The organism is Microbacterium sp. ANT_H45B, assembly GCF_008369345.1.
Lineage (GTDB): Bacteria > Actinomycetota > Actinomycetes > Actinomycetales > Microbacteriaceae > Microbacterium.
The window spans coordinates 87,076-98,260 of sequence record NZ_VOBK01000002.1; the positions used below are offsets into that span (position 1 = coordinate 87,076).

General features: G+C 68.3%; 12 protein-coding genes. 9 read left to right on the forward strand and 3 right to left on the reverse strand.

Annotation, left to right across the window (positions count from 1 at the left end; genetic code table 11):
• Positions 1-7: 7 nt before the first annotated feature.
• From FQ142_RS06715 to FQ142_RS06730, 4 genes are read left to right on the forward strand one after another with little or no spacing between them, the layout of a single operon-like run.
• The gene (locus FQ142_RS06715; RefSeq protein WP_262492084.1) at positions 8-1,474 is read left to right on the forward strand and encodes a hypothetical protein; all 1,467 of its coding nucleotides are present in this window, start codon (positions 8-10) and stop codon (positions 1,472-1,474) included.
• Positions 1,474-2,781, forward strand: a complete 1,308-nt coding sequence (gene hisD / locus FQ142_RS06720) for a histidinol dehydrogenase (RefSeq protein ID WP_223145285.1) — start codon at positions 1,474-1,476, stop codon at positions 2,779-2,781. Before FQ142_RS06715 ends, hisD begins: the two co-directional genes overlap by 1 nt.
• Before the next feature lie 10 nt (positions 2,782-2,791).
• Positions 2,792-3,262: a transcriptional regulator NrdR gene (nrdR, locus tag FQ142_RS06725; protein ID WP_045253742.1), complete on the forward strand. Its 471-nt coding sequence runs from the start codon at positions 2,792-2,794 to the stop codon at positions 3,260-3,262.
• 10 nt (positions 3,263-3,272) lie between these two features.
• A complete protein-coding gene (locus tag FQ142_RS06730) occupies positions 3,273-4,295 on the forward strand; it encodes a quinone-dependent dihydroorotate dehydrogenase (RefSeq protein WP_149422749.1) in 1,023 nt (340 codons plus the stop codon).
• 71 nt (positions 4,296-4,366) lie between these two features.
• On the opposite strand, the gene FQ142_RS06735 is transcribed toward FQ142_RS06730, so the two are convergent.
• Complete coding sequence (locus FQ142_RS06735; RefSeq protein ID WP_045253744.1) at positions 4,367-4,954, reverse strand: DUF3043 domain-containing protein; 588 nt, start codon at positions 4,952-4,954, stop codon at positions 4,367-4,369.
• Positions 4,955-5,000: 46 nt separating this feature from the next.
• Here FQ142_RS06735 and FQ142_RS06740 point away from each other — a divergent pair, with 46 nt between their 5' ends.
• The 5 genes from FQ142_RS06740 (at position 5,001) to FQ142_RS06760 (ending at position 10,036) form a co-directional block, all read left to right on the forward strand.
• Positions 5,001-6,422: a dipeptidase gene (locus tag FQ142_RS06740; protein WP_056418532.1), complete on the forward strand. Its 1,422-nt coding sequence runs from the start codon at positions 5,001-5,003 to the stop codon at positions 6,420-6,422.
• A 71-nt stretch (positions 6,423-6,493) separates the two neighbouring features.
• Positions 6,494-6,859, forward strand: a complete 366-nt coding sequence (gene erpA, locus FQ142_RS06745) for an iron-sulfur cluster insertion protein ErpA (RefSeq protein WP_045253746.1) — start codon at positions 6,494-6,496, stop codon at positions 6,857-6,859.
• A gap of 99 nt (positions 6,860-6,958) precedes the next feature.
• Positions 6,959-7,861, forward strand: coding sequence for a cytochrome c oxidase subunit II (gene coxB / locus FQ142_RS06750; protein WP_056418529.1), 903 nt, complete (start codon positions 6,959-6,961; stop codon positions 7,859-7,861).
• Positions 7,862-7,864: 3 nt separating this feature from the next.
• Positions 7,865-9,598, forward strand: coding sequence for a cytochrome c oxidase subunit I (ctaD, locus tag FQ142_RS06755; protein WP_056418526.1), 1,734 nt, complete (start codon positions 7,865-7,867; stop codon positions 9,596-9,598).
• A 3-nt stretch (positions 9,599-9,601) separates the two neighbouring features.
• Positions 9,602-10,036, forward strand: a complete 435-nt coding sequence (locus FQ142_RS06760; RefSeq protein ID WP_056418523.1) for a cytochrome c oxidase subunit 4 — start codon at positions 9,602-9,604, stop codon at positions 10,034-10,036.
• A 163-nt stretch (positions 10,037-10,199) separates the two neighbouring features.
• Here the strand turns inward: FQ142_RS06760 and FQ142_RS06765 are convergent, their stop codons facing one another.
• A complete protein-coding gene (locus FQ142_RS06765) occupies positions 10,200-10,703 on the reverse strand; it encodes a GNAT family N-acetyltransferase (protein WP_262492085.1) in 504 nt (167 codons plus the stop codon).
• Complete coding sequence (locus tag FQ142_RS06770; protein ID WP_262492086.1) at positions 10,700-11,113, reverse strand: RidA family protein; 414 nt, start codon at positions 11,111-11,113, stop codon at positions 10,700-10,702. The genes FQ142_RS06765 and FQ142_RS06770 overlap by 4 nt, the downstream gene beginning before the upstream one ends.
• Between the last annotated feature and the right edge of the window lie 72 nt (positions 11,114-11,185).

Consider the following 11,185-nt stretch of genomic DNA (forward strand, 5'->3'; position numbering starts at 1 on the left):
CCTCCCCATGAGCACGGAATCACCCTTCCTCAGCGGCGCCGGCACGGATGCCGATGACCGGACGGCGTCGACGGAGCACACGGCCGACGAGGTCTTCTCCGACGACGACGGCGTGCTGTACGACGAGGAGGTGACGCCGGAGTTCGGCATCATCGGATTCACTCTGCGCGAGCTGCTGATCGTGGGCGTCTGGGCCATCGCGTTCATCGCGTCGTTCTTCCCGCACCTCGGCGGTGTCTCGATCTGGGGCACCGGGATCCAGTGGGTGCTCCCGGTCGGAGTCCCGACGGCCGCGGTCTTCCTGCTCATCCTGCGACGTTTCTCGCCCGACGGGATCCGCCGGGTCGGCTCGCTGGGGATCGATCAGTTCGCCTCGGTCGCGTTCTCCGTCGCCGCCGTCTACTGGCTCGGCGCGCTGTGGAGCGCAGTGACCGTCGCAATCGAGATCGGAGCCTTCGGACTCTCCTGGAACGGTGTCGTCCAGCTCATCGCTGCACTGGCGCTCGTGGTGTTGACGGTCTTCGCGCCCCTGGTACCGGGGCTCAAGGAGGACTTCCAGGGGCGACTGGTCACACTCGCCCACCGCAATGCCAACCCCGTCCGTCCGGTGATCCCGCGTCCTCGACCCGAGCCGACGGCCGCGACGGTCGCAGCCGACTCCGCCCCGGTCGCAGCGGAGGCCACGGCAGACGAGGCTCTGCAGGATTCCTCCTGGACGACGGATGCGTCCGCCCAGGAGCAGCAGGCTCCCGCCCAGGACTGGCAGGCTCCCGCCCAGGAGCCGCTGGCATCCGGGTCCGCGCAGCTCGCCGGTGACCACGCTCTGTTCGTGGAGCCCACCCTCGCGGCTGATCCGGTCCAGACGGATGATCTCGGCGCCGTCTCCGGGCAGGCTCCCGTCGCCGGGGATGCATCGGCGAGCTCGGCCACGCCGGCGTACACCACCACGCCGCTCCCCGCCGGCGGGCTCGACGTCGAACTCTCGGGGGAGCACGCCACGGACGAGGTCGCCCGGATCGATCTCGCCGAGCAGGTGCCGCTCGCCGCGCACGCCTCCGGGGGCGGCACGGGCACCGAGGACGCGACCGCCGACGAGGAGTACGTGCCGACGTACTCCCGACGGTCCCGGGGCCAGACGCAGGAGATCCTCTCGGACACCGGCAGCATCGAGTCCCTGCTGGGGGCCACGGCGTACGACGTCTCGTCCCCGCGCACCGTCGCTCTTCCCACCATCGACGACGAGGACGATCGCGACGAGACGGCGGCTCACGCCGCGATGACGGCCGCGCAGCCGTTCTGGATCCTCGCGCAGACCGAACGCGACGTCCATGACGAGCGAGGCGACGCGATCTTCCGGATCGGCCCGAGCGCCTGGGCCCTGGTCATCGAAGACCGTGGCGGCGCCTACGTCATCCGACACGACGACGGTCGCATCGGTTACCTGCACGACATCGCTGACATCACGAAGGGCTGATCTTGCGCACGATCGATCTGCGGGGGCGCGAGCTCTCGCCGGCTGACATGCTCGCGGCGGTTCCGCGCGCCACCCAGGCCAGGGCCGAGGCCCTCGACACGGCGGCGCGCATCGTCGACGATGTCCGAGAGCGCGGCGAGGAGGCGCTGCGGGAGCAGGCGGAGCGGTTTGACGGGGTCGTCGGCCACGATCTCCGCGTTCCGGCGGCGCACATCGAGGAGGCGATGGCGAGCCTCGACCCCGAGGTCCGTGCCGCTCTCGACGAGGCGATCCGCCGCGTCCGCATCGCCTCTGCCGCCCAGGTGCCGGCGTCCCAGGTGACGCGCATCGGCGCCGGGGCGACCATCACGCAGCGCTGGCAGCCGGTGCATCGAGCGGGCGTCTACATCCCCGGCGGGAAGGCGGTCTACCCGTCGAGCGTGATCATGAACGTCGTCCCCGCGCAGGTCGCGGGGGTGGAGCAGATCGCCCTCGCATCCCCGCCGCAGCGCGACCAGGACGGGCGCGTGCACCCGACGATCCTCGCCGCAGCGGGCCTGCTCGGCATCACCGAGGTGTACGCGGTGGGCGGCGCGGGAGCGATCGGGGCCTTCGCGTACGGGGTCGCCGGCATCGGGCTGGATCCGGTGGACGTGCTGTCCGGCCCCGGTAACAACTACGTCGCCTCCGCGAAGCGCGCGGTGGCCGGTGTCGTCGGCACGGACTCCGAGGCGGGTGCCACCGAGATCCTCGTCGTCGCGGACGCCGAGGCGGACCCGCGACTCATCGCCGCAGATCTCGTGAGCCAGGCCGAGCACGACGAGCAGGCCTCCGCGGTCCTGGTCACGGACTCCGCGGATCTGGCTGATCGGGTGGTGGAGGAAGTCCGCACGCGGGCGATCGCGACCCGGCACGCGGTGCGTGTCGCGGCGGCGCTCGACGGACCGCAGTCCGCGATCGTGCTGGTGGACGACCGTGCGATGGCGGCGGCGTTCAGTAACGCCTACGCTCCGGAACACCTCGAGCTGCACCTGGCGGGTGCCGAGGCCGCGGCCGCGTCGTTCACGAGCGCCGGAGCGGTGTTCGTCGGCGATCACACCCCCGTCAGCCTGGGCGACTACATGGCCGGAAGCAACCACGTGCTGCCGACGGGCGGGCAGGCTCGGTACGCGCCGGGGCTCGGCGCGTACACGTTCCTGCGTCCGCAGCAGGTCATCGCCTACGACCGCGCCGCGCTGGCCGAGGTTCGCGCCGGCGTCGTCGCTCTCGCCGACACCGAGGTGCTGCCCGCTCACGGTGAGGCGATCGAGGCTCGTTTCACGGCGTAGGATCGGTCAGATGCACTGCCCCTTCTGTCGTCATCCGGATTCCCGGGTCATCGATTCCCGCACCAGCGATGACGGTCTGTCGATCCGTCGACGCCGCCAATGTCCGGAGTGCGGCGGCCGGTTCACGACCACGGAGACCGCGAGCCTCAACGTCATCAAACGCTCGGGCGTGATGGAGCCGTTCAGCCGCGAGAAGGTGATCTCCGGTGTGCGCAAGGCCTGCCAGGGTCGTCCGGTGACCGAGGCCGATCTCGCCGTGCTCGCTCAGCGCGTCGAGGAGGCGGTGCGCCAGACCGGCGTCTCGCAGCTCGACACCAACGAGATCGGGCTGGCGATCCTCGGGCCGCTGCGCGACCTCGACGAGGTCGCGTACCTCCGTTTCGCGAGCGTCTACCAGGCGTTCGACTCGCTCGACGACTTCGAGAGCGCCATCACCGACCTCCGTGCGGACCACGCGGATCCGGAGCTCGCCGACCGGTAATCTGGCAGTGATGTATCCGCTGCTCTTCCGCGCTGTCCTGTCGCGCTTCGACCCCGAGTTCGCCCACCACGCCGGCATGGCGGTGATCCGCGTGCTCGGCGCAGGCCCGTTCGCCCGCGTCACACGTGCATACACCAGGCCCGACCCGACCCTGCGGGTCGACGCACTGGGTCTGAGCTTCGCCTCGCCGTTCGGCATCGCAGCAGGCTTCGACAAGAACGCCGTCGGCGTGCGCGGTCTCGCGGCCCTCGGATTCGGCCACGTGGAGGTCGGCACCGTGACGGCGATCCCGCAGGAGGGAAACCCGCGTCCGCGGCTCTTCCGCCTCATCGCCGACCGCGCGGTCATCAACCGCATGGGCTTCAACAACGAGGGTGCGGATGCCGTCGCGCGGCGCCTCGCGCGGCTGCGCCGGGGAGCGCCCGACACGGTCATCGGCGTCAACATCGGCAAGAGTCGGGTCGTCGACGTCGAGGATGCCACGGCCGACTACGTCTCGTCCGCCACGAAGCTCGCTCCGCTGGCGGACTACCTGGCTGTGAACGTCTCCTCGCCGAACACGCCGGGCCTTCGTGGTCTGCAGGCCGTCGAGACGCTCGCCCCGCTGCTGCGGGCCGTGCAGAAGGCCGCGGGAGAGACGCCGCTGCTGGTCAAGATCGCCCCGGACCTGCCCGACGACGAGATCACCGCGATCGCGAAGCTGGCCGTCGACGAGGGACTCGACGGCATCATCGCGCACAACACCACCATCAGTCGCGAAGGGCTCGTGACCGATGCCTCGACGGTCGAGGCGCTGGGAGCGGGCGGCCTGTCCGGCGCACCGCTCAAGGAGCGTTCGCTGCAGGTGCTCCGTCTGGTGCGCTCCGCCGTGCCCGAGGATTTCTGCGTCATCGCCGTCGGGGGAGTGGAGACGGCCTCCGACGTGCAGGAGCGCCTCGAGGCCGGAGCCACGCTGGTTCAGGGCTACACGGCGTTCCTCTACCGCGGGCCGTTCTGGGGCCGCGAGATCAACCGCGGGCTCGCCGCCCGCTGAACGGATCCGCGCGCCGTACGGAAAAGGCGCCTCCTGCTGTCGAGCGGGAGGCGCCTCTTCCGTGTGCGGGGTCAGGCGGGACGGTCGCCGCGCTTGACCTGAGGCTTGGGCAGGCGCATGAAACGCATCTGCAGGGATCGCATGGCCGCATACCAGCCGAGTCCGCGTTCCATCCGATCAGCGCCGAACTTCGCGGCCACCTTGCGCTTGACGCGGATGCCGAGCAGCACCATCCCGCCGATCGCGAGGATCAGGTACGCCATCATGACCAGGTAGGCCCACCCGGCGACGGCGAATCCGCCGATGGCGAGATTCGCGGGCAGCAACGAGATGAGGATGACGAGCACCATCACGCCCATCACGAACTCCGCCGGGTGCCACCCGGAATCGACGTAGTCCCGCACCCATCGACGCTGCGGGCCCTTGTCGCGGGGCGGCAGGAACTTCTCCTCGCCGGCCGCGAGACCGGCCTGGGCGCGGTTGCGACGCTCGTTGAGCTCGGCGCGGGCCGCGGCCTTCGCCTCCTTCGTGTTCGCCACCAGCGGGCGGCGGCGTGCCGCCTCCTGCTCCGCCCTGGACGGAGTCGCGCGCCCCTTGCCCGGCGCCGGCGTCTCCGGGGCGTCGTCGTTCGTCGGAGGGGAGACAGGGGTAGTGGCCACGAGGTTCCTCGGTTCGGTGAAGGCGGATCACCTTAAGATTACTCGCATGACATCTCCTGCCCACCCCGGTGACCAGAATCCGTCCGACTCTCGTGAGCCCGCGCTCCTCGAGGCGGCGTCGACGGGGCTTCCCGCGGCCCTGAGCGATCTCGGCCGCCTCGTCCGCATCCCCGGCATGGCCTGGCCCGCGTTCGATCAGACGCAGCTCGAGCGCAGCGCAGAGGCCGTCGCGGCCCTCGCCACCGACACCGGCGTGTTCGACGACGTCAGGATCCTCCGTGCGGACATCCCCGGAACGGACGAGAAGGGCCAGCCCGCCGTGCTCGCGACCCGCGCTGCCCGCAACGGCAAGCCCACGATCCTCCTGTACGCGCACCACGACGTGCAGCCTCCCGGCGACGACGAGCTGTGGGAGACCCCGCCGTTCGAGCCCACGGTCAGAGACGGTCGCATGTACGGCCGAGGCGCCGCGGACGACAAGGCCGGGATCATGGCGCACATCGCGGCCATCCGCGCGCTCGCGGAGGTGCGGGGCGACGATCTCGATCTGGGCATCGCCATGTTCATCGAGGGGGAGGAGGAGTACGGCTCGCGCTCGTTCGCGCAGTTCCTCTCCGACAACAAGGAGGCGCTGCGCGCCGACGCGATCGTGGTCGCGGACTCCGGAAACTGGGACTCGGTCACCCCCGGACTGACCGTGTCGCTGCGGGGCAACGCGCGGTTCACGGTGCGCGTGCGCACGCTCGATCATGCCTCCCACTCCGGGATGTTCGGGGGAGCGGTCCCCGACGCCATGATGACGACGGTCAGGATGCTGTCCACTCTCTGGAACGACGACGGGTCTGTCGCGGTCGAGGGGATGACGGAGCGCGACGCGCCCACGCCCGAGTACGGCGAGGAGACGCTGCGCGACGAGGCCGGACTGCTGCCGGGCACGACGCCGATCGGCGGCGGGACGATCCTCAGCCGCATCTGGAACAAGCCGTCGGTCACGGTCATCGGGATCGACGCCACGAGTGTCTCCGCAGCGTCGAACACGCTGCTCCCCGAGGTGACCGTCGTCATCAGCGCCAGGGTGGCGCCGGGGCAGTCCGCAGACGACGCGTACGCGGCACTCGAAGCACACCTTCGCGCGCATGCGCCGTTCGGCGCCGAGCTGACGTTCTCCGACGTCGACCTGGGCGACGGCTTCCTCGTCGACACCAGCGGGTGGGCGGTCTCGCTGACCCGCGACGCCATGCGTGACGGGTACGGCGTTGCTCCGATCGATCTGGGTGTGGGGGGATCCATCCCCTTCATCTCCGATCTCGTGCGCGAGTTCCCCGCCGCCCAGATCCTGGTCACGGGGGTCGAGGATCCGCATTCGAGGGCACACAGCCCGAACGAATCGCTGCACCTCGACACCTTCCGCCACGCGGTGGCGACCGAGGCCCTGCTGCTCTCGCGCATGAACGACACCATCATCTGAGCCCGACCGTCCGGCCGGAGGGTAAAATCGAGTCACCAGCCGTGTGATCACGGCCCGTCACAAGGAGCGACATGAGCGACACCACACTGACTGCAGCAGAGTCCACCCAGGCGCACGGCGTGAAGCTGACCGACGCCGCCGCGATCAAGGTGAAGAATCTCCTCGAGCAGGAAGGCCGCGACGACCTGCGTCTGCGCGTCGCCGTCCAGCCCGGCGGATGCTCCGGCCTGATCTACCAGCTGTACTTCGACGAGCGCTACCTCGAGGGCGACGAGACCGTCGACTTCGACGGTGTCGAGGTCATCATCGACAACATGAGCGTCCCGTACCTCGACGGTGCGTCGATCGACTTCAAGGACACGATCTCGGAGCAGGGCTTCACGATCGACAACCCCAACGCCGCCGGCAGCTGCGCCTGCGGAGACAGCTTCCACTGACCCCGTTCCCCCTCGTGGCAACCTGCGTGGTTGGCATGAATCAGGTGTGAGGTTGCCCTAGACTTGGGTGTGCCCTGTCCGCAATCTGAAAGGTGCATCGTGCCCTCGAAACGCCGCCTTCGTTGGGCCGCTCTCCCCCTGGGAGTAGCGGCAGCCGTGGCCCTGGCGGGATGTACTGCCACCGAGCTGAACGGCTACCTGCCGGGCTTCGTGGAGGGTGAGCCTGCGGCCACCAACCAGACCGAGCGCGTCTCGTCGCTCTGGGTGAACTCCTGGATCGTCCTGCTCGCCGTCGGTGTGATCACCTGGGGCCTCATGGCCTGGGCCGCGATCGCCTACCGTCGCCGCAAGGGACAGACCGGTCTGCCGGTCCAGATGCGCTACAACATGCCGATCGAGATCTTCTACACGATCGTTCCGCTCATCCTGGTCCTCGGCATGTTCTTCTTCACCGCTCGCGACCAGACCGCGATCGAGGCGAAGTGGGATGAGCCCGACGTCGAGATCACCGCGATCGCGAAGCAGTGGGCATGGGACTTCCAGTACGACGGTGAGGAGGAGGACAACTCCGACGCCGTCTGGACCATGGGCATCCAGGCGCAGCCCGACGCCGCCGGCAACATCGACCAGGAGCAGCTGCCCACGCTCGTCCTGCCGGTCGACAAGAAGGTCACGATCAACCTGCAGTCGCGCGATGTCATCCACTCGTTCTGGATCATCGACTTCCTGTACAAGAAGGACATGTACATCGGGAAGGACAACTCCTGGTCGTTCATCCCGACCCGAGTCGGCGAGTACGCCGGCAAGTGCGCCGAGCTCTGCGGCGAGTACCACTCGATGATGCTCTTCAACGTCAAGGTCGTCGAGCAGGACGAGTACGACGCGTACCTGCAGACGCTCGAAGAAGAAGGCAACACCGGAGACATCACCGATGCCTACGACCGTCTGGGCAACTACCCGGGCACCACTGCACCGACCGACTCCGAGGAAGGAGAGGAGTAAGCCATGTCGACCACTGAAGCACCCCGCACCGACGAGGCTCCCCGCTCCCGTCCCACCGATCTGCCCGCCCGCCAGGCCGCTCTGATGAGCTCCTCGCGTGTGGAGCAGAAGGGCAACATTGTCGTCAAGTGGATCACCTCCACCGACCACAAGACGATCGGGTACATGTACCTCATCGCCTCGGTGCTGTTCTTCCTCCTCGGTGGCGTGATGGCGCTCGTCATCCGCGCAGAGCTGTTCGCCCCCGGGATGCAGATCATCCCGACCAAGGAGCAGTACAACCAGCTGTTCACGATGCACGGCACGATCATGCTGCTGATGTTCGCGACGCCGCTCTTCGCGGGATTCGCGAACGCGATCCTGCCGTTGCAGATCGGAGCGCCGGATGTGGCGTTCCCGCGTCTGAACGCCTTCGCCTTCTGGCTCTTCCTGTTCGGATCGACCATCGCGGTCGCCGGCTTCCTCACCCCGCAGGGTGCGGCCTCGTTCGGCTGGTTCGCCTACCAGCCGCTCGCGAGCGCCTCGTTCTCTCCGGGCGCGGGTGGAAACCTCTGGATGCTGGGCCTGGGGATCTCGGGCTTCGGCACCATCCTCGGCGCTGTGAACTTCATCACGACCATCATCACGATGCGCGCCCCCGGCATGACCATGTGGCGCATGCCGATCTTCTCCTGGAACACGCTGATCACCAGCCTCCTCATCCTGATGGCGTTCCCGGTGCTGGCCGCGGCGATCTTCGCCGCCGGTGCGGACCGAGTTCTCGGCGCTCACATCTACGACCCCGCCAACGGCGGCGTCCTGCTGTGGCAGCACCTGTTCTGGTTCTTCGGACACCCTGAGGTGTACATCATCGCGCTGCCGTTCTTCGGCATCGTCTCCGAGATCTTCCCGGTGTTCAGCCGCAAGCCGATCTTCGGATACAAGACCCTGGTCTACGCGACGATCGCGATCGCGGCGCTGTCCGTGGCGGTGTGGGCTCACCACATGTACGTGACCGGATCCGTGCTGCTGCCCTTCTTCGCGCTGATGACGATGCTCATCGCAGTTCCGACGGGAGTGAAGATCTTCAACTGGATCGGCACGCTCTGGCGAGGCTCCGTGACGTTCGAGACGCCGATGGTGTTCGCCCTCGGATTCCTGGTCTCCTTCGTGTTCGGTGGCCTCACCGGCGTCATCCTCGCGGCGCCGCCCCTCGACTTCGCACTGTCCGACTCGTACTTCGTCGTGGCGCACTTCCACTACGTGGTCTTCGGAACCGTGGTGTTCGCGATGTTCGCGGGCTTCTACTTCTGGTGGCCGAAGTGGACGGGACGCATGCTCAATGAGCGCCTCGGCTATGTGCACTTCTGGCTGCTGTTCATCGGCTTCCACATGACGTTCCTCATCCAGCACTGGCTCGGTGTCGACGGCATGGTGCGCCGGTACGCGGACTACTCGGCAGCCGACGGGTGGACCTGGCAGAACCAGGTCTCCACGATCGGCGCGATGATCCTCGGTGCGTCGATGCTCCCGTTCTTCCTGAACGTCTGGATCACGGCTCGCAAGGCTCCCAAGGTCACCGTCAACGACCCGTGGGGTTACGGCGCATCTCTCGAGTGGGCGACGTCCTGCCCGCCGCCGCGACACAACTTCACGTCGATCCCGCGCATCCGCAGCGAGCGCCCGGCATTCGACCTGAACCACCCGGAGGCGGCCGAGTTCTCGCCTGCCGCACCCGGCGAGCGAGAGGGCCACTGAGCCATGCGCGACAACGTCATCCTCTGGTGGGTCCTCACCGCCTTCTTCGCCCTGGTCGGCGTCGTCTACACGGGCTGGCACATCCTCGCCACGCCCGCGGACAACTTCGCTGAGCGGATCGAGTGGGTCGGAACGGTCGCACTGTTCTTCGCGACCTTCATGGGGGCGATGATCGCCTTCTACCTCGACCGCACGCACAAGGCCCAGAACGGCGAGCTGCCCGAGGACATCCTGACCAGCGACATCGACGACGGAGATCCCGAACTCGGCGAGTTCAGCCCGTGGTCCTGGTGGCCCCTGGTCCTCGCAGGATCCGCGGCCGTGTTCGTCGTCGGACTCGCCGTCGGCCACTTCCTCCTGCCGATCGGCCTCGCGATCTTCGTGGTCGCGATCGTCGGATGGGTGTACGAGTACTACCGCGGCAACTTCGCACGCTGACAAGACGACGGACAAAGCCCCTGGGATTCATCCCAGGGGCTTTTCCTGTCTGTCGGTGCGGGCTGCAGTTCCCCGGAGCGGGAAGGCGCTCACGAGGCCCGGTGACGGCGCCGAACACCTTGAGAGCGAGAGGGTCGAAGGGGCGTGAGAGCTCGAAGGGGCGTCAGAGCTCCACGGTCATCTGGATGCGACGGCCGTAGCGGTCGAGGTCGAGGCGGGCCTCCGTATCGACCAGAGCGCGCTGGAAGGACGTCTCGGGGATGCTCTCGAGGAATCCGCAGCTGGCATAGAACGGCGCGTTCCATGGGATCTCCGCGTAGGTCCGCAGTGAGACCCTCGTGTAGCCGCGTTCACGCGCTTCTTCCAGCGCCGCCTCCACGAGACGCCGGCCATGGCCCTGCCGTCCGGCGGAGGGCAGGACGGAGAGCTGCTCGAGGTGCGCATGGCCGTCCGCATCCAGGACGTGGACGAAGCCCACGGGGGAGGAGTCCTCGGACTCCTCGAGCACGAGGACGAAACCGGGCGCTGCGAGTCTCGAGGCGCCATCGGCGGCGGCAGGCCAGTGCGGTGCGCCGAGCCTGTCGATCAGAAGAGCGTCGGCCTGGGCCTCTACGGCCTGCAGCGCCTCGGCGTCGTCCGCTGTTCCCGGGCGGATGACGGCGCTCACGGGGTCTGCCCCGCGACCGCGGCGATCGCCTCGATCTCGACCAGCTGGTCGTCGTAGCCGAGCACAGTGACACCCATCAGAGTGCTCGGCACGTCGTGATCCCCGAAGGCCTCGTGGACGACGTCCCACGCGGTCACCAGATCGCTCTGGGAAGACGAAGCGACCAGGACACGGGTGCTGATCACATCGGTCAGCTCTGCGCCGCTCGCACGGAGCGCGGCACGCAGGGTCTGCACGCAGCGGGCGGCCTGCGCGGCGTAGTCACCGGGGGCGGTGGTGCTGCCGTCGTCTTCGAGAGGGCAGGCCCCGGCGAGGAAGATCAGGCGGGAGCCGGTGGGAGCGGTGGCCGCGTAGGCGTACGGTGCAGCGGCGAGATCGGTGGAACGGATGAGTTGGACTGCTGAGCTCATAGAACGATCCTTCCACGCCGACGTGAGAGGAACCCGGACGTGAAGAAGGCCCTGTCCGCGAACGGACAGGGC

Coding starts and splice junctions, on each gene's coding strand:
- ctaD (WP_056418526.1), top strand. CDS start 7,865: ATGTCGACCACTGAAGCACCCCGCACCGACGAGGCTCCCCGCTCCCGT.
- FQ142_RS06760 (WP_056418523.1), top strand. CDS start 9,602: ATGCGCGACAACGTCATCCTCTGGTGGGTCCTCACCGCCTTCTTCGCC.
- FQ142_RS06730 (WP_149422749.1), top strand. CDS start 3,273: ATGTATCCGCTGCTCTTCCGCGCTGTCCTGTCGCGCTTCGACCCCGAG.
- FQ142_RS06715 (WP_262492084.1), top strand. CDS start 8: ATGAGCACGGAATCACCCTTCCTCAGCGGCGCCGGCACGGATGCCGAT.
- erpA (WP_045253746.1), top strand. CDS start 6,494: ATGAGCGACACCACACTGACTGCAGCAGAGTCCACCCAGGCGCACGGC.
- FQ142_RS06740 (WP_056418532.1), top strand. CDS start 5,001: ATGACATCTCCTGCCCACCCCGGTGACCAGAATCCGTCCGACTCTCGT.
- FQ142_RS06770 (WP_262492086.1), bottom strand. CDS start 11,113: ATGAGCTCAGCAGTCCAACTCATCCGTTCCACCGATCTCGCCGCTGCA.
- nrdR (WP_045253742.1), top strand. CDS start 2,792: ATGCACTGCCCCTTCTGTCGTCATCCGGATTCCCGGGTCATCGATTCC.